Origin of the sequence: Saccharothrix coeruleofusca, from assembly GCF_017876325.1 — a bacterium.
GTDB lineage: Bacteria > Actinomycetota > Actinomycetes > Mycobacteriales > Pseudonocardiaceae > Actinosynnema > Actinosynnema coeruleofuscum.
Genome location: NZ_JAGINV010000001.1, coordinates 4,619,697 through 4,636,377, shown reverse-complemented (window position 1 = coordinate 4,636,377; position 16,681 = coordinate 4,619,697). Strand labels below are relative to the sequence as shown.

General features: G+C 73.3%; 16 protein-coding genes. 7 read left to right on the top strand and 9 right to left on the bottom strand.

What is annotated here, in order from left to right; translation table 11 throughout:
- Positions 1-4 precede the first annotated feature (4 nt).
- Positions 5-919, bottom strand: coding sequence for an MBL fold metallo-hydrolase (locus JOF41_RS20475; protein WP_209621228.1), 915 nt, complete (start codon positions 917-919; stop codon positions 5-7).
- A 106-nt stretch (positions 920-1,025) separates the two neighbouring features.
- On the opposite strand from JOF41_RS20475, the gene JOF41_RS20470 reads away from it, so the two are divergent.
- Both JOF41_RS20470 and JOF41_RS20465 read left to right on the top strand, forming a co-directional pair.
- Positions 1,026-1,232, top strand: a complete 207-nt coding sequence (locus JOF41_RS20470; RefSeq protein ID WP_189224770.1) for a hypothetical protein — start codon at positions 1,026-1,028, stop codon at positions 1,230-1,232.
- Positions 1,219-2,571: an amidase gene (locus JOF41_RS20465; RefSeq protein ID WP_209621225.1), complete on the top strand. Its 1,353-nt coding sequence runs from the start codon at positions 1,219-1,221 to the stop codon at positions 2,569-2,571. Before JOF41_RS20470 ends, JOF41_RS20465 begins: the two co-directional genes overlap by 14 nt.
- Positions 2,572-2,584: 13 nt before the next feature.
- On the opposite strand, the gene JOF41_RS20460 is transcribed toward JOF41_RS20465, so the two are convergent.
- Positions 2,585-3,331 (bottom strand): creatininase family protein, encoded by a 747-nt coding sequence (locus tag JOF41_RS20460; RefSeq protein ID WP_209621222.1) that lies wholly within the window; start codon positions 3,329-3,331, stop codon positions 2,585-2,587.
- Between the two features lie 91 nt (positions 3,332-3,422).
- Between JOF41_RS20460 and JOF41_RS20455 the strand changes: the two genes are divergently transcribed.
- Positions 3,423-4,022, top strand: a complete 600-nt coding sequence (locus JOF41_RS20455; RefSeq protein WP_209621219.1) for a TetR/AcrR family transcriptional regulator — start codon at positions 3,423-3,425, stop codon at positions 4,020-4,022.
- Here the strand turns inward: JOF41_RS20455 and JOF41_RS20450 are convergent.
- Positions 3,997-4,590, bottom strand: a complete 594-nt coding sequence (locus tag JOF41_RS20450) for a DUF4230 domain-containing protein (RefSeq protein WP_306344684.1) — start codon at positions 4,588-4,590, stop codon at positions 3,997-3,999. The two genes, JOF41_RS20455 and JOF41_RS20450, sit on opposite strands and share 26 nt — an antisense overlap.
- 143 nt (positions 4,591-4,733) lie before the next feature.
- Here JOF41_RS20450 and JOF41_RS20445 point away from each other — a divergent pair, with 143 nt between their 5' ends.
- Positions 4,734-5,474, top strand: coding sequence for an SDR family oxidoreductase (locus JOF41_RS20445; protein ID WP_189224767.1), 741 nt, complete (start codon positions 4,734-4,736; stop codon positions 5,472-5,474).
- 3 nt (positions 5,475-5,477) lie between these two features.
- Here the strand turns inward: JOF41_RS20445 and JOF41_RS20440 are convergent, their stop codons facing one another.
- The 3 genes from JOF41_RS20440 to JOF41_RS20430 all read right to left on the bottom strand — a co-directional run bounded on the left by JOF41_RS20440 (position 5,478) and on the right by JOF41_RS20430 (position 8,895).
- Positions 5,478-6,029 (bottom strand): hypothetical protein, encoded by a 552-nt coding sequence (locus tag JOF41_RS20440; RefSeq protein WP_189224766.1) that lies wholly within the window; start codon positions 6,027-6,029, stop codon positions 5,478-5,480.
- A gap of 46 nt (positions 6,030-6,075) precedes the next feature.
- Positions 6,076-6,759, bottom strand: a complete 684-nt coding sequence (locus JOF41_RS20435; RefSeq protein WP_189224765.1) for an aspartate/glutamate racemase family protein — start codon at positions 6,757-6,759, stop codon at positions 6,076-6,078.
- A gap of 261 nt (positions 6,760-7,020) precedes the next feature.
- Positions 7,021-8,895: an ABC transporter ATP-binding protein gene (locus JOF41_RS20430; protein ID WP_209621216.1), complete on the bottom strand. Its 1,875-nt coding sequence runs from the start codon at positions 8,893-8,895 to the stop codon at positions 7,021-7,023.
- Positions 8,896-9,124: 229 nt separating this feature from the next.
- Between JOF41_RS20430 and JOF41_RS20425 the strand changes: the two genes are divergently transcribed.
- Positions 9,125-10,033 (top strand): proteasome assembly chaperone family protein, encoded by a 909-nt coding sequence (locus JOF41_RS20425; RefSeq protein ID WP_209621213.1) that lies wholly within the window; start codon positions 9,125-9,127, stop codon positions 10,031-10,033.
- Between the two features lie 6 nt (positions 10,034-10,039).
- Here JOF41_RS20425 and JOF41_RS20420 read toward each other — a convergent pair whose 3' ends face one another.
- From JOF41_RS20420 to JOF41_RS20410, 3 genes are all read right to left on the bottom strand, one after another.
- The gene (locus JOF41_RS20420) at positions 10,040-11,014 is read right to left on the bottom strand and encodes an MsnO8 family LLM class oxidoreductase (RefSeq protein ID WP_209621211.1); all 975 of its coding nucleotides are present in this window, start codon (positions 11,012-11,014) and stop codon (positions 10,040-10,042) included.
- 70 nt (positions 11,015-11,084) lie between these two features.
- Positions 11,085-12,173 (bottom strand): acyl-CoA dehydrogenase family protein, encoded by a 1,089-nt coding sequence (locus JOF41_RS20415; RefSeq protein ID WP_209621209.1) that lies wholly within the window; start codon positions 12,171-12,173, stop codon positions 11,085-11,087.
- Positions 12,174-12,196: 23 nt separating this feature from the next.
- A complete protein-coding gene (locus JOF41_RS20410) occupies positions 12,197-13,450 on the bottom strand; it encodes a glycoside hydrolase family 16 protein (RefSeq protein WP_189224760.1) in 1,254 nt (417 codons plus the stop codon).
- A gap of 134 nt (positions 13,451-13,584) precedes the next feature.
- Between JOF41_RS20410 and paaZ the strand changes: the two genes are divergently transcribed.
- Complete coding sequence (gene paaZ, locus JOF41_RS20405; RefSeq protein WP_209621206.1) at positions 13,585-15,609, top strand: phenylacetic acid degradation bifunctional protein PaaZ; 2,025 nt, start codon at positions 13,585-13,587, stop codon at positions 15,607-15,609.
- A 227-nt stretch (positions 15,610-15,836) separates the two neighbouring features.
- Positions 15,837-16,676, top strand: coding sequence for an aldo/keto reductase (locus JOF41_RS20400; protein WP_189224759.1), 840 nt, complete (start codon positions 15,837-15,839; stop codon positions 16,674-16,676).
- The last annotated feature ends 5 nt before the right edge of the window (positions 16,677-16,681 follow it).

The window sequence follows — 16,681 nt, the reverse complement described above, 5'->3', positions numbered from 1 at the left end:
CAGCCTAGGCGGCCCGCTCGTCCGGGGGCGCGGGGACCAGCCGGTAGGCGTCCCCGCGCGCGACCACCCGCCCGGCGGTGGGCGGCGGGAAGTGGCTGCCCAGCAGCAGCGTGCCGGTGTCCGCGAGCCGGGCGAGCAGGTCGCGCCGGGTGGTCTCGGCCAGCACCGGGTCGATGTCCACGCAGCTGCTGATGTCGGGGTGCGGCAGCTGCACGGGGTGGTGCAGGCAGTCACCGGTGATCAGCGCCGTGCGCCCGCCGTCGTCCAGCCGCACCGCGACGTGGCCGGGGGTGTGACCGGGCGCGGGCAGCAGCCGCACGCCGGGGACGACGTCGAGCCCGTCGGCGGGGACGTCGACGAGGTCGAGCAACCCCGCCTGCTCGACCGGGTGCACCGAGTCGCGGAACATCTGCTTGCGCGGCTCGTCCATGTCGTACCCGGCCCAGAACTCCCGCTCGGCGCGGGAGACGAGGTAGCGGGCGTTGGGGAAGGTGGGCACCCACTCGCCGTCCACCGCGCGCGTGTTCCAGCCGACGTGGTCGGTGTGCAGGTGGGTGGTGACCACCAGGTCGACCGACTCCGGCGGGAAACCGGCCGCCGCGAGCCGGTCGAGGTAGTCGGTGCGCAGGTCGTGCCAGGCGGGGTTGGCGCGGGTCTTGCCGTTGCCGATGCCGGTGTCGACCACGATCCGCAGCCCGCCCGCGCGCAGGGCGAAGCTGTGGGTGGCCAGGCGCAGGACGCCCGCGTCGTCGGCGAAGTCGGGCCGCAGCCAGTCGTGCCGGGCGACGACCTCCTCGGTCGCGCCGGGCAGCAGCCACCGGCCGACCGGGCCCGTCAGCACCGCCTCGTCCACCCGGTGCACGGTGATGTCGCCGACGGACCAGGCGGGCGCGGGACCGGCGGTTCGTGCTCCCTGCATGTCTGCTTCCTCCCGCAGTCGAAGCTAAAGCAATGACTTTGCGTTAAGGCACGATAGGCCCTATCGTCTTCTAACGCAAACCCTTAGCTTTTATCGAGAGGTGCACATGTCCAGTCCAGAGCTCACCCCGCCGGAGGTCGCCCGCTGGGCGACGCGAGCCGGCCTCCCGCTGCCGCACGACCGGCTCGCCACGGTGGCCGACGTCGCCAACCACGTGCACTCCGTCGTCTCCGTCCTGCGTGAGCTGGACTTCGGCGACACGCCCCCGTCCGCCGTCTACCGCGCGGAGGAGGACTTCGATGCGGCCGTATGAGCTGTCCCTCGCCGAGGCCGCGCAGGAGGTGCGCGCCCGCCGGCTGTCCCCCGTCGAGCTGGTGGACTCGGTGCTGGAGCGGATCGACCGGGTGGAGCCGCACCTGCACGCCTACGTCGAGGTGACCCCCGAGCGCGCCCGCCGCGACGCCCGACGGGCTGAGAGCGCGGTGGATGGTCCGCTGCGCGGCATCCCGATGGCGCTCAAGGACCTGATCGACGTCGCGGGCGTGGCGACCACGGCGAGCTCGCGGGTCCGGGCCGACCACCGGGCCGAGGCGGACAGCGCGGTGGCCGCGCGACTGGCCGCGGCGGGCGCGGCGCTGGTGGGCAAGACCCACACGCACGAGTTCGCCTACGGCCTGATCACGCCGCAGACCGGCAACGCGTGGGACCGGGGCCGGATCGCGGGCGGCTCCAGCGGCGGGTCGGCGGTCGCCGTGGCCGCCGGGGCGGCGACCTTCGCGCTGGGGACCGACACCGGCGGCTCGATCCGGGTGCCCGCCGCGCTGAACGGGGTGGTGGGCCTCAAGCCGACCTACGACCTGGTCCCCCGGCGCGGGGTGACCTCGCTGTCGTGGTCGCTGGACCACGTCGGCCCCATCACGCGCACGGTCGAGGACGCGGGCCTGGTGCTGGCGGCTCTCGTGGCCCCCGACCGCGCCCAGTCCTTCGCGGACCACCCGCGTGACGAGGACCTGCGGGGGCTGCGCGTCGGCGTGCCGGTCAACTACTACTTCGACCACGTGGACCCCGAAGTCGAAGCCGCTGTCCGCGCGGCCGTCGCGCGGCTGGAGGAGCTGGGGGCGCGGCTGGTCGAGGTCGAGATCCCGATGACCCGCTACATCCAGGCGACCCACTGGGGCCTGATGGTCCCCGAGGCCACCGCCTACCACGAGCGGACGCTGCGGTCGGTCCCCGAGCTGTACGCGGACGACGTGCGCGTCCTGCTCGAAGCGGGGGCGCTGCTCTCGGCCGGGGACTACCTGCGCGCCCAGCGCGCCCGCACGCTCATGCGGCGGGCCTGGCTGGACGTGCTGGACGGGGTCGACGCGATCGCCGCCCCGACCGTGCCGCTGACCGCCGTCGAAGTGGGGCGGGAGTCGGTCACCTGGCCCGACGGCGCGGTGGAGACCGTCTCCGACGCCTACGTGCGCCTGTCGGCCCCCGCCAACATCGCAGGCGTGCCGTCGCTGACCGTGCCGGTCGGCCAGGACCGGGCGGGCCTGCCGATCGGGATGCAGCTCATGGGGCGGCCACTGGGCGAGGCCGTGCTCCTGCGCCTCGGGCACGCGTACGAGCGGACCGGGACCGCCCCCCGGCTCGCGCCGGTCGCCTGACGCGCCGCCCCGGTCACCGCTCCCAGATGCCCGCCAACAGGTCGGCCAGGGCGCGCGCGCAGCCGTCGAGCAACCGCTCGCCCTTGGCCGCCGAGGCGGTGCGGGCATCGCCCGCCGTGCCCGTCGGCGCGATGCGCTCGAACGGGATGGAGCGGTGGACCGGGGCGCTGTCCTCGGACTGCAAGGAGATCGTGGGCCCCACGGCGGCGGGGACCTTCTCCGCGCGCACCAGTCCGGGGAAGGCCGCCAGCGCCATCGACGTCTCGCCCTCGCAGGCGTGCATGAGCTGGTCCTGCGTCTGGAGCGTTCGCTCGATCACCGCTTTCCCGGCGGTGAAGTAGCTCGTGACCGCCAGCGGCGCGCCCAGTTCCGCGGTCAGCTCGTTGACCAGCGCGTTCAGGGCGGTGACGTTGCCGCCGTGCCCGTTGACGATGAGGACGCGGCCGAACCCGGCGCGCAGCACGGACCGGCAGAGGTCGCGCAGGAGCGCGTGCAGCGTCGGCAGCGAGAGGGTCAGGGTGCCGCCGAAGGCCATGTGGTGCTCGGCCAGGCCGCACCACACCGAGGGGGCCACCACCACCGGCACGGGGGCCATGGCGGCGGCCCGCAGGCACACCTCGGCGGCCAGGAAGTCGTCCACGCCGGTGGGCAGGTGCTCGCCGTGCTGCTCGGTCGAGCCCACCGGCAGCAGCACGACGGCGTCGCGCTCGGCCAGCGCGCGCAGTTCCGGTGCGGTCAGGTGGTTCCAGCGGTGTTCCACGACAGCCTCCTCACTAAAGCTAATTCTTAGCTTTAGTGAGCGTAAGTCGTGCTCGCGGCTTGACGCAAGGATTTTGCTTTAAGGTGGTGTGGTGAGTCCCAGACCGATGGTGCGGCCCGGCGGGCGCAGCGCGCGGGTCCAGGAGTCCGTGCACGCCGCCGTGCGCGAGCTGGAAGCGGAAGTGGGGCGCGGCGCGCTGACCGTGCCCCTGATCGCCGCGCGCGCGGGCGTCACCCCGTCCACCGTCTACCGCCGCTGGGGCGACCTCCAGGAGCTGCTGTCCGACGTCGCCGTCGAGCGGCTGCGGCCGGACGGGCCGCCCGAGGACCACGGGGACCTGGCGGCCGACCTGGCGGCGTGGGCGGAGCAGTTCCTGGAGGAGATGGCGTCCCCACCGGGCCGCGCCTATGTGCGCGACGCCCTGCTCGGCGACCCGGACGGGGACAACGCGGGCCAGTGCTCGGACTACGCGGCCGCGCAGATCGCGATCATCCTCGCCCGCGCCGCCGACCGGGGCCAGCGGGCACCCGACGTGGAGGAGGTCATCGACCGCGTCGTGGCGCCGATGCTGTACCGCATCCTGTTCCGCCGCGGCTCCTTCGGCACCGGCTACGCCCGCGACCTGGTCACCGCCCTCCTCGCCCCCCGCGAACCGAGCGCGGGCGCTAATCCGCCGCCTGGCGGAAGGTGACCTGGTAGCCCAGCGCGGTCAGCATCCCGGTGAGCATCTTGCGGGTGTTGTCCTCGGCGCGCTCCGCCAGCCCGGACTCCTTGGCCGCGTCGGCGATCTTCTGCTCCGCCGCGACGTAGAACGGCTGCTGGTCCTGCGTCTCCACCAGCGAGGCCAACCGGTCGAACAGACCGCGCTCCTGGGCGAAGACGTAGCACTTGTCCTGGTGGAGGTTCGGCTTGTCCAGCACCGGCTCGGGCAGGGTCAGCTCGACGGTCCGGTTCTCCTGGGAGATCCTCATCGACTCCTCGGTGAGGCGGCCGAAGTCGACGTAGGCGTTCACCGTGCCCGCCGCCACGAACAGCGTCCGCTGACCCGCCAGGGCGCTGGGCACGTAGCGCACGTCCTTCTCGATGTCGAGCACCACCTGGTAGTCGCCCGCCGAGGCGTGGTACTGGCTCAGGTCGCGCAGCGACTGCAGCACCGCGGGCTGACCGCGGTCCACCGTGTCGGTGCCGAAGGGGTTCCACACCTTCGTCAGGCCGAGCACCGCGACGACCGCCACCACCGTCAGGACCGCGCTTGTCACGAGCACACCGGTGCGCCACCTCATGCGCGGCGGGTACCCGCTCCGGGCGCAGGCGACACCTGGTGACGGCGGAGGAAGCGCTCAGTGACCTTCCACTTTGGACACCCCTGCCCGCGGGCGCGACGTGCCGCTAGGCTCCGGTGGTGCGCAAGAAGATCCTGATCACCGGTGCCAGCTCCGGCCTGGGCGAGGGGATGGCCAGGCGGTTCGCCGCGATGGGCCGCGACCTCGCGCTGTGCGCGCGGCGGACCGACCGGCTCGACCGGCTCCGCGAGGAGCTGACCGCCGCCCACCCCGGCATCACCGTCGCCACCCGGCAGCTCGACGTCACCGACCACGACGCGGTGTTCGCGGTCTTCCGCTCCTTCGCCGAGGAGCTGGGCGGGCTGGACCGGGTGGTGGTCAACGCGGGCATCGGCAAGGGGCGCAAGGTGGGCACCGGCGGTTTCCAGGCCAACCGGCGCACCGCGGAGACGAACTTCATCGGCGCGCTCGCCCAGGCCGAAGCCGCGATGGAGCTGTTCTACGCGCGGGGAGCCGGGCACCTGGTGCTGATCTCGTCCCTCGGCGCGCTGCGCGGGATGCCGCGCAGCGCCGCCGCCTACGCCGCGACCAAGGCGGCGGTGTCCTCGCTGGCCGAGGGCATCCGCATGGACGCGCTGCGCACGCCGATCCGGGTCAGCGCCATCCTGCCCGGCTACATCCGCTCCGAGATGAACCCCGAGGACGCCCTGTTGATCACCAGCACGGAGGTGGGCGTGCGGGCGATGGTGCGGGCCATCGAGCGCGAGGTGGCCACCGCCTGCGTGCCCGCGTGGCCGTGGCGGCTGCTGGCCCCCGTGTACCGGCACGCGCCGCTGCGGCTGCTGGAACGGGTGCTGTGACGGTCAGGTCTCGCCCCGGTCCTCCTTCTCCTCGCCCCGGCGGCGCATGAAGGCGAAGCCGGGGATGCCCAGGATCGCCTGCCGCATGTCGTTGACCACGTCCAGCAGCTGGTGGATGTCCGGGCCGACGCGGTCCAGCGTGGCCAGGATCGGCAGCACGTCCTCCGCCATGTGCCTGGCGAGTTCGGGCAGCTGGTCCACCAGCCGCACCGCCGCCTCCACCTCCTGCGGCGTCAGCTCCTCGACGAACCGGGCCGCCAGCGGCTGGGCGCGCTGGGCCAGGGGAGCGTAGACGTCCACCAGCTCGCGCGAGGTCCGCGACAGCTCGCCGACGTCGGCGGTGACCACCTCGGCGGTGGCGGTCACCGCCGACGCGCGGGCCACCAGAGCCTCGGTCTCGGCCAGCACCCCCTCGGTGCGGGTGACCAGGTCGTCGGCCCGGCGGACCACGGACTCGGCGGCTTCCAGCAGGCCCAGCACCCGGCCCGGCACGGAGACGGCGGTCTCGACGGTCGAGCGGGCCAGGTCGAACACGGCGCGCGGCGTCAGTTCCATGCGCACACTCTGCCGCACGCGACGCACCAGGGCCGGTCGGACGTGACTAGCTCAGCGCCAGGTCCACGCCCGCCTCGACGTGCAGGCGGGTCGAGTCGACCACCGGCACCGCGCAGTCGGACTGGTCGACCAGCAGGGTGATCTCCGTGCAGCCCAGGATCACCGCCTCCGCGCCGCGCTCGACCAGCCGGGCCATCACCTCCCGGTAGGCGGCGCGCGAGGAGGGCTCCACGCGGTTGCGGGTCAGCTCCTGGTAGATCACGTCGTGCACGAGCGTGCGGTCCGGTTCGTCGGGCACGACCAGCTCGATGCCGTGCCGCCGCATCCGGTCGCGGTAGAAGTCCTGCTCCATGGTGAACCGCGTGCCCAGCAGACCGACCTTGCGGTGCGGGCCGAGCTTGGCCGCCGTGGCGTCCACGATGTGCACGAACGGCACGTCCACGGCGTCGGTGATGGCGTCCGCGACCTTGTGCATGGTGTTGGTGCACAACAAGATCAGCTCCGCGCCGCCCGCCAGGAGCGCGCGGGCCGCCCCGGCCAGCAGCTCGCCCGCCTCCGCCCAGCGGCCGGTGCGCTGCAACAGCTCCACCTCGGCGAAGTCCACGGTCAGCAGCAGGCTCGGCGCGCAGTGGTGGCCGCCCAGCCTGCGCCGCACCTCCTCGTTGAGCAGGCGGTAGTACTCCGCCGACGACTCCCAGCTCATGCCGCCGATCAAGCCGATGGTTCGCATGCGGCACTCTCGCGCACCGACCCGGCGCGGGCCAACCGCGTTTCCCGCCGTCGATACGAGTCAATATCCAGCAAACGCCCGCTCCCGGTGCCACCCACCTATGGGCGTGTTGGGCGTGTCGCCCCCCGCGAGTCGAACCTCCAGACACCACGAATTCAACATTCGCGCACTCTGAGTCGTGCTTTCGTGGTTGCCGGGCCTGCGGGCCACCCCTTCGGGCACTCCGCGTGCGCGGCCCGGCCGTCCCCCCGCCGCCCGACCTCAGGACACCGGGACCTGCTCGGCGAACTGGGTCCGGTACAGCTCCTCGTAGCGCCCGCCCGCCGCCAGCAGCTCCGCGTGCGTCCCCCGCTCCACCACGTGCCCGTCCTCCACCACGAGGATCAGGTCCGCCGCCCGGATGGTCGACAGCCGGTGCGCGATGACCACCGCCGTGCGGCCCTCCAGCGCCTCGCCCAGCGCGGCCTGCACCGCCGCCTCGGAGGTGGAGTCCAGGTGGGCGGTCGCCTCGTCCAGGATCACCACGCGGGGGCGCGCCAGCAGCAGGCGGGCGATGGTCAGCCGCTGCCGCTCGCCGCCGGAGAGCCGGTAGCCGCGCTCGCCCACCACGGTGTCCAGCCCGTCGGGCAGCGACGCCACCAGGTCGGCCAGCCGCGCGCGCCGCAGCACGTCCCACAGCTCCTCCTCGTCCGCCTCGGGGCGGGCCAGCAGGAGGTTCTCCCGGATCGACTCGTGGAACAGGTGGCCGTCCTGGGTCACCATGCCCAGGGCCTCGCGGATCGCCTCGGCGGTCAGGTCCCGCACGTCCACGCCGGACAGCCGCACCGAACCGGAGTCCACGTCGTACAGCCGCGGCACCAGCGAGGCGATGGTGGACTTGCCCGCGCCCGACGAGCCGACCAGGGCCACCAGCTGACCCGGTTCGGCGCGGAACGACACGCCGTGCAGCACCTCGGCGCCGCCGCGGGTGTCGAGCACCGCGACCTCCTCCAGCGACGCCAGCGAGACCTTCTCCGCCGACGGGTAGGAGAACCGCACGTCGGTGAACTCCACCGACACCGGTCCCTCCGGCAGCGGCCGGGCGTCGGGCTTCTCCACGATCAGCGGCCGCAGGTCGAGCACCTCGAAGACCCGCTCGAACGACACCAGCGCGCTCATCACCTCCACCCGCGCGCTGGCCAGCGCGGTCAGCGGCGCGTAGAGCCTGGTCAGCAGCAGCGCCAGGGCGACAACGGCGCCGGGGTCGAGCTGGCCGCGCAGCGCGTAGAAGCCGCCGAGGCCGTAGACCAGGGCCAGCGCCAGCGCGGAGACCAGGGTCAGCGCGGTGATGAACACCGTCTGCACCATCGCCCCGCGCACGCCGATGTCGCGCACCCGCCGCGCCCGCAGGGCGAACTCGGCGGACTCGCGCGCCGGGCGGCCGAACAGCTTCACCAGCGTCGCGCCCGGCGCGGAGAACCGCTCGGTCATCTGCGTGCTCATGGCCGCGTTGTGGTTGGCGGCTTCCCGCTCCAGCCGCGCCAGGCGGGTGCCCATCCGCCGCGCGGGCAGCACGAACACCGGCAGCAGCACCAGCGCCAGCAGCGTGATCTGCCAGGACAGGCTGATCATGACCACCAGCGTGAGCAGCAGCGTGACCAGGTTGCCCACCACGCTGGACAGCGTGTCGCTGAACGCCCGCTGCGCGCCGATCACGTCGTTGTTCAACCGGCTGACCAGCGCGCCCGTGCGGGTGCGGGTGAAGAACGCGATCGGCATCCGCTGCACGTGGTCGTAGACCTTGGTGCGCAGCCGCAGGATCAGGTCCTCGCCGATGCTGGCCGACAGCCACCGCGCCAGCAGCCCCAGCGCCGCCTCGACGACCGCGATGACCGCGATGAGCCCGGCCAGCCCCAGCACCACGCCCGAGGGCCGACCGCCGACGATCGCGTCCACCACGCGGCCCGCGAGCACCGGCGTCACCACCGCGAGCACCGCCCCCACCACGCTGACCGCGAGGTACTGCCACAACCGCGATCGGCGCACGTCGGCGAACCGCCATATTCGGCGCAGGCCCGCCACCGAGAACGGGCGTTTGTCGTCCTGGGCGTTCATCGCGTGGTACAGCGACGTCCAGGCAGTGACTTCCATGTCCATGCCGGGAAGGTAAGACCTCGACGGAACTGGAGGTCAAGCGGTTTGCCGCGGGGCGACGACACCCGTGACGGCGACCCCGCGGCGGTGGCAGCGCGATCCCGGTATTCCTCCCAACCGCTCCGGGTGCAGGCTGGAGCGGGCGCGACCGCTCGGCGGTTCCGGGAATGGATCACCGGTCCCGAGCGTTGTGGCGGGGAAGAGCAAACGCGAGGACATCGGGAGGCACGAGGTGGCGCTGGACCCGGAGGAGCTGTTCGAGGTCGACTCCGACGTCCCGGACCTGACCGGAGCGGTGCTGCTGCACCACTTCGCCGGCTTCATGGACGCCGGTGCGGCCGGCGGTGCGCTGGTCGAGCACCTGCTGGAGGCGCACGAGAGCCGCGTCATCGCGCGCTTCGACGTCGACGACCTCATCGACTACCGCGCACGGCGGCCCGCGATGACCTTCGTCACCGACCGGTGGGAGGACTACGCGGCGCCGGAGCTGCTGGTGCACCTGCTGCACGACGCCGTGGGCACGCCGTTCCTGCTGCTCACCGGCCCCGAGCCGGACCGCCGCTGGGAGGCGGTCGCCGCCGCGGTGCGGGCGCTGATCGACCGCTGGGGCGTGCGCCTGGCGGTCGGCTTCCACGGCATCCCGATGGGCGTGCCGCACACCCGCAAGCTGTCGGTGATCTCCCACGCGACCCGCCCCGAGCTGGTCACCGGGACCTCGCCGTTCAACCGGGTGCAGGTGCCCGGTCACCTGTCGGCGCTGCTGGAGCTGCGGCTGGGCCAGTGGGGCCACGACGCGATGGGCCTGGTCGCCTACGTGCCGCACTACCTGGCGCAGAGCTCCTACCCGACGGCGTCGCTGAGCCTGCTGGAGGCGCTGGCCAAGTCCACCGGGCTGGTGCTGCAGGCGGCGGCGCTGAACGAGGCCGCGCGCCGCACGGACGCGGACATCGCCCGGCAGGTGGCCGAGTCGCAGGAGGTGGCGCAGGTCGTGGAGGCGCTGGAGCGCCAGTACGACGCCTTCGCCGAGGCCGCCGAGGACTCGACGAACAACCTGCTGCTGGAGGAGGGCGAGCCGCTGCCCAGCGCGGACGAGCTGGCGGCGGAGCTGGAGCGCTTCCTGGCCGAGCAGCAGCGCGACTGAACCTGCTCACCGCCCGCCCGCGGCGTCGGCCAGCAGGCGGTAGGAGTCGAGCAGGGCGGCGCGGTCGTGGGTGCTGGTGGTGACCAGGACCTCGTCCGCGCCGGTGCGCGCCACCAGCGCGTCCAGCGACTCGGCGATCTCGGCCGGGGTGCCGAAGAGGTGGCCGCGCAGCGACTGCTCGAACAGCGAGCGCTCGCGGGCGGTCATCGGCAGGGCCAGCACCTCGGCGGCGGGCCGCAGCGGCGGGAACACGCCGCGGGTGCGCGAGTGGGCCATCGCCCACGCCTCGGGCACCAGCAGCCGCCACGCCTCCTCCGCGGTCGCGGCCACCGCGACCGAGAGCGACACCACGACGTAGGGCTCGGCGGCCAGGGGCGATGGCCGGAACTCCGCCCGGTAGTCGCGCACCGCCCGCAGCATCGGCTCCTCGCCCCGGACCGCGCCGATCACCAGCGGCAGGCCGTGGCGCGCGGCGATCCCGGCCCCGGCGCCGGTGGCCAGCACGAACGCGGGCACCCGCAGGCCCTCGGCGGGCAGGCCGGGCACCTCGTTGGCCCCGGTGAAGTAGCCGAGCAGCTCCACCAGCTGCCCCTCGAACCGGTCCGCGTCGTCCTTGTCGTGCCCCAGCGCCCGGCGCACCGGCCCGGTGAACCCCACCGACCGCCCCAGCCCCATGTCGATCCGGCCGGGGAACAGCGACTCCAGCACGCCGAACTGCTCGGCGACCACCAGCGGCCGGTGGTTGGGCAGCATCACCCCGCCCGTGCCGACCCGGATGCGCGAGGTGGCCGCCGCCACGGCCGCGGCCAGCACGGTCGGCGCGGAGCCCGCCACACCGGGCACGCCGTGGTGCTCGGACACCCAGAACCGGTGGTAGCCCAGCGCTTCCGCCCGCCGGGCGAACTCCACGGTGTCGCGCAGCGCCTCGGCGGGGGAGTGCCCCTCGCGGGTGCGCGACCGGTCCAGCACGGAAAGCCTCACCCCGTGGTCAACGATCGCCCGCGCGGTGGAATTCCGCCGGTCAGCGCCGTGCAACGTGGTGCAGAACCGGTCAGAGCCGGTCGTCCGAGTCTTCCCCGAGCAGCCGCACCCGGCCGTAGGTCTGGAACACCCGCTGGGACACCAGCGTGTGCTGCGCGGCCACGTGCGCGTCCCGCAGGCACCGCTGCAGCGCCGAGGTCTCGAACACGGCGGTCCCGCCGCCGAGGGCGAACGCGATCCGGGTCACCTCGGCCGCCTCCCGCGCGGCGTGCGCGCACGCCAGCCGCAGCCGGGCGCGGTCCGGCACCGAGGCCGCCCGGCCCGCCGCGGTCTGCTCCCACCGCTCGGCCAGCTCCGCGTGCAGGAACGCCCGCGCCGAGCACAGCCGGGCCTGCGCGCGGGCCAGCTCCAGCTGCGCGCCCGCCTGCTCGGCCAGCGGCTGGGAGGTGTGCTGCGGCGTCTTGATCACCGCCAGCTTCTCGATCTCCTCCACCGCCCGCAGCGCGATGCCCATGCCCACCGCCGCGACGCCGACGGCCAGGAAGGACAGGAAGGGGAACGCGGCCAGCGGGTGGCCGAGGTGGATCTCGCCCGCGCGCGCCGCCCGCCGGGTCGGCACGAACACGTCGGCGACCTCCCAGTCGTGCGAGGCGGTCGCCCGCAGCCCGGCCGCGTGCCAGGTGTCGTGCACGGTGACGTCCGCGGCGGGGAACAGCGCGACCACCGGCCCGGCGTCGGTCAGCGCGCCGCCCGCGACCCAGTCGCACAGCGGCACCGCGCTGCCCCAGCCCCACCGGCCGCTGATCCGGTGGCCGCCCTCGACCTCGGTGGCGCGGCCCAGCGGGGCGGCGGTGCCCGCGGCCACCGAGGACGCCTCGCCGAAGACCTCCTCGGCGCCCTCGTCGGACATCCGCCACGCCAGCGCGGAGGTGGCGCTGGTGGTCATCGCGGTCCACCCGGTCGACCCGTCGGCCTGGGCGAGGTCCTCCACGGTCCGCGCCCACGTCGGCAGGTCCTGCTCCGCGCCGCCGAGGCGGGCGGGTGCGAGCAGTCGCGTCGCACCCGCCCCGACCAGCGCTCGGAAGACCCGCCGGGTGATCCGGCGGTCCCGCTCGGCGTCGGCCGCTTCGGCCCTGATCAACGGGTGCAGTGCGCGCACCCGCCCAACCTAGCGCCCTGCGACTAGGACACGGTCCACTTCTGGTTGGCCGTGCCCGCGCAGGTCCACAGCTGGACCCTGGCCCCGTTGTTGGGGTTGTTGTCCTTGACGTCCAGGCACTTGTCGGCCGGGATGTTGACGATGTCGTTGGCCGCGCTGACCGCCCACTGCTGGGCGCCGGTGCCGTTGCACTCGTAGAGCTGGACCGGCGTGCCGTCCGCGGTGCCCGCGTTGGCCGCGTCCAGGCACTTGCCGAACGCGCGGATGGTGCCGTCGCCCGGCCTGCTCCACTGCTGCGCGGCGGTGCCGTTGCAGTCGTGGATCTGGATCGGCGTGGCGTTGGCGGAGTTGCCGTTGGCCACGTCCAGGCACTTGCCCGCCAGGCCGGTGATCCGGCCGCCCGCGCCGCCGCCGCTGGTGCTGCTGACCCGGACGTAGTCGATCACGAACTGCTGCGGGAAGACCGTGCTGGCGTCGGGGTAGCCGGGCCACTCGCCGCCCACCGCGAGGTTGAGAATGATGAAGAACGGCTTGTCGAACACCCAGCGGTCGCCGCCCAGGTCCGCGGGGGTGCGGCGCTGGTAGACGTGGCCGTCGACGGACCAGGCGATGGAGTTGGGCGTCCAGTCCACCGCGAAGGTGTGGAAGCCGTCGGCGAAGTTCGGGCCGTTGTAGGCCATCCCGATGCCCTCGGCGCCGGAGTAGCCCGGACCGTGGATCGTGCCGTACACGGTGTTCTGCTGGTGCCCCAGGAACTCCATGATGTCGATCTCACCGCTGCTCGGCCACGGCACGCCGTTGTTGATGTCGCTGCCCAGCATCCAGAACGCGGGCCAGATGCCCTTGCCGCGCGGCATCTTCATGCGCGCTTCGACGCGGCCGTAGGTGGTGCTGAACTTGCCCGCGGTGTTGATCCGGGCCGAGGTGTACTGGCAGCGGCCGTACCAGCAGTTGTAGTTGCCGGGGTTCTCCTTCCGCGCGGTGATCACCAGGTTGCCCGCACCGTCCAGCGCGGCGTTGCTCGCGGAGTCGGTGTAGTACTGGTGCTCCTTGTTGTTGCCGTGGTTGTCGCCGATCTCGGTGTTCCACCTGGCCGCGTTCACGCGGCTGCCCGCAGGACCGTCGAAGTTCTCCTCCCAGGTGACGGCCGTGGTGCCGACCTCCTGGGCGGCGGCCTGGGGGGTGGCGGCGGGGGGAGCGCCCGTGGCCGCCGTCATCGGGGCGACCAGCCCGCCTAGGGTGAGCACGATCGCGCCCACCAGCACTCGTGTCCGCATTGACGTTCCCTTCACTCTGGCGGCGGCGCACAGAAGTTACTGCATGAGCTTGAATCAAGTCACGATGAAAGTGGGGGCGCTTTACTGTCGTGCGTGCCGGGACACCCACCGGCCCGACGAGGAGGTCGACACCCATGGCCCTGCTGCGCAGCTACGTGTCCGGTCGCTGGCACACCCCCACCGCGGAGGGGACGCCGCTGCGCGACGCGGTGACCGGCGAGGAGATCGCCCGCGTCTCCTCGGCGGGCGTGGACATGGCCGCGGCGCTGGAGCACGGCAGGCGCGTGGGCGGCCCGGCGCTGCGCGAGCTGACCTTCCACCAGCGGGGCGCGCTGCTCAAGGCGCTGGCCTCCTACCTGCGCGAGCACCGCGACGAGCTGTACGCGCTGTCCGCGCGCAGCGGCGCCACCCGCGCCGACTCGCTGATCGACGTGGACGGCGGCATCGGCGTGCTGTTCGGCTACGCGGGCAAGGCCAAGCGGGAACTGCCCAACGACAGGGTCTACGTCGAGGGCGCGGTGGAACCGCTCGGCCGCGGCGGCACGTTCGCGGGCCAGCACGTCGGCACCCCGCTGCGCGGTGTCTCGGTGCAGATCAACGCCTTCAACTTCCCGGTGTGGGGCCCGCTGGAGAAGTTCGCGCCCGCGTTCGTCGCCGGGGTGCCCTCGCTGATCAAACCCGCCTCGCCGACCGCCTACCTCACCGAGAAGCTGGTCGAGCTGATGCTCGCCTCCGGGCTGCTGCCCGAGGGCTCGGTGCAGCTGGTCTGCGGCAGCGCGGGCGACCTGCTCGACCACCTCACCGAGCAGGACCTGGTCGGCTTCACCGGTTCCGCCTCCACCGCCGCGCACCTGCGCACCCACCCCGCCGTGGTGCGCTCGTCGGTGCGCTTCAACGCCGAGGCGGACTCGCTCAACTGCTCGGTCCTCGGCCCCGACGCCACCCCCGGCACCCCCGAGTTCGACCTGTTCGTCGAGCAGTTGGTCACCGAGATGACGGTCAAGGCGGGCCAGAAGTGCACCGCGATCCGCCGGGCGCTGGTGCCGTCGAACCTGCTCGACGCGGTCGCCGAGGCCGCGTCGGCGCGGCTGGCCGAGGTCGTCGTCGGCAACCCCGCCAACGAGTCGGTGCGGATGGGCGCGCTGGCCGGGCTGGAGCAGCGCGAAGAGGTCCGCCGCTCGCTCAAGGCGCTGCTGGAGGCCGGTTCGGCGGTCCACGGCGACCCGGCGAGGGTGGACGTGGTCGACGCCGACCCCGAGCGCGGGGCGTTCCTGTCCCCGGTGCTGCTCAAGGCCGACCCGGACCGCGCCCAGCCGCACGAGGTCGAGGCGTTCGGGCCGGTGTCGACCCTGCTGCCCTACGACGGGGTGGAGGGCGCGGTGGCGCTGGCCGCGCGCGGTCGCGGCAGCCTGGTCGGCTCCATCGTGTCCCACGACGCCGACTTCGTGCGCGAAGTGGTGCTGGGCGTGGCCCCGTGGCACGGGCGCCTGCTGGTGCTCGACCGCGACGACGCGGGCGAGTCCACCGGCCACGGCTCCCCGCTGCCCGCGCTGGTCCACGGCGGACCCGGCCGGGCGGGCGGCGGCGAGGAGCTGGGCGGCATCCGGGGCGTGCTGCACCACCTGCAGCGCACCGCCGTGCAGGGCAGCCCGCGCGCGCTCACCGCCATCACCGGCCGGTGGGTGGCCGGCGCCGAGCGCACCGCCTCCGACGTGCACCCGTTCCGCAAGTCCCTGGCGCAGCTGAAGATCGGCGACTCGGTGACGGCCGGGCCGCGCGTGGTGACGCTGGCCGACATCGAGCACTTCGCCTCCTTCACCGGCGACACCTTCTACGCGCACACCGACGAGGAAGCCGCCGCGGCCAACCCGTTCTTCGGCGGCCGGGTCGCGCACGGCTACCTGGTGGTGTCCTTCGCCGCGGGACTGTTCGTCTCGCCCGAGCCGGGACCGGTGCTGGCCAACTACGGCCTGGAGAACCTGCGGTTCCTCACCCCCACCTTCCCCGGTGACGAGCTGACCGTGACGCTGACCGCCAAGCAGATCACGCCCAGGGAGGACCAGGACTACGGCGAGGTCCGCTGGGACGCCGACGTGGTGAACCAGAAGGGCGAGTCCGTGGCCAAGTACGACGTCCTCACCCTGGTCGCCAAGAACTGACCCGTCTGCAAGTACTACCCGCCCCCTCCAACGGGGCCGCTGACTACTACCCGTGCCGGGCGAGGGCCCGCCGTCCCCGCTCGGCACGGGTAGTAGTTACGCGCCCGCCGACACCGCTCGGGTGGTACTTGCCCGCGCGGTGTCGGCGGGCGCCGGGAACAGATGGTGGGCAGACTGGGTTGCGTGGTTCGGACAGGACCGTGCCACGGATTCGAGGAGCGCTTCAGGTGTCAGACACATTCCTGCTCGGCGGCGACCTGCGGGTGAACCGGCTCGGCTACGGCGCGATGCGGATCACCGGCCCCGGCATCTGGGGGCCTCCGGCCGACCGCGACGCGGCGATCGCGGTGCTGCGCCGGGCCGTCGAGCTGGGCGTGAACTTCATCGACACGGCCGACTCCTACGGCCCGCACATCAGCGAGGAGCTGATCAAGGAGGCGCTGCACCCCTACCCCGAAGACCTGGTCATCGCCACCAAGGGCGGCCTGCTGCGCACCGGGCCCGACGTCTGGCCGACGCTGGGCAAGCCCGAGTACCTGCGGCACGCCCTGGAGGGCAGCCTGCGCAGGCTGGGGGTGGACCGGATCGACCTGTACCAGCTGCACCGCGTCGACCCCGACTACCCGCTGGCCGACCAGGTGGGCGAGCTGCGCAAGCTCCAGGAAGAGGGCAAGATCCGGCACATCGGACTGTCCGAAGTGGACGTAGCGCAGCTGGAGGAGGCACGCGGGATCGCCGACATCGTCAGCGTGCAGAACCTCTACAACCTGGCCACCCGCCACCACGAGGCCGTGCTCGACCACGCCACCGAGCAGGGCATCGCCTTCATCCCGTGGTTCCCGGTGGCCACCGGTGAGCTGGCCCGCCCCGGCAGCGTGCTCGACCAGGCCGCCAAGGACCACGACGCCACGCCCGCCCAGCTCGCGCTGGCCTGGCTGCTGCGCCGCTCGCCGGTGGTGCTGCCCATCCCCGGCACCTCGTCGGTGGCGCACCTGGAGGAGAACGTCGCGGCGGCCCGGATCGAGCTGACCGACGAGGAGTACCAGCGCCTGTCCGCGCTGGTCTGACCCGC

What these genes read in the sequence shown, in the direction of transcription:
- JOF41_RS20475 (WP_209621228.1), bottom strand. Translation starts at nt 919, where the DNA reads ATGCAGGGAGCACGAACCGCCGGTCCCGCGCCCGCCTGGTCCGTCGGC.
- JOF41_RS20465 (WP_209621225.1), top strand. Translation starts at nt 1,219, where the DNA reads ATGCGGCCGTATGAGCTGTCCCTCGCCGAGGCCGCGCAGGAGGTGCGC.
- JOF41_RS20440 (WP_189224766.1), bottom strand. Translation starts at nt 6,029, where the DNA reads ATGGAACTGACGCCGCGCGCCGTGTTCGACCTGGCCCGCTCGACCGTC.
- JOF41_RS20430 (WP_209621216.1), bottom strand. Translation starts at nt 8,895, where the DNA reads ATGGACATGGAAGTCACTGCCTGGACGTCGCTGTACCACGCGATGAAC.
- JOF41_RS20410 (WP_189224760.1), bottom strand. Translation starts at nt 13,450, where the DNA reads ATGCGGACACGAGTGCTGGTGGGCGCGATCGTGCTCACCCTAGGCGGG.
- JOF41_RS20435 (WP_189224765.1), bottom strand. Translation starts at nt 6,759, where the DNA reads ATGCGAACCATCGGCTTGATCGGCGGCATGAGCTGGGAGTCGTCGGCG.
- JOF41_RS20470 (WP_189224770.1), top strand. Translation starts at nt 1,026, where the DNA reads ATGTCCAGTCCAGAGCTCACCCCGCCGGAGGTCGCCCGCTGGGCGACG.
- paaZ (WP_209621206.1), top strand. Translation starts at nt 13,585, where the DNA reads ATGGCCCTGCTGCGCAGCTACGTGTCCGGTCGCTGGCACACCCCCACC.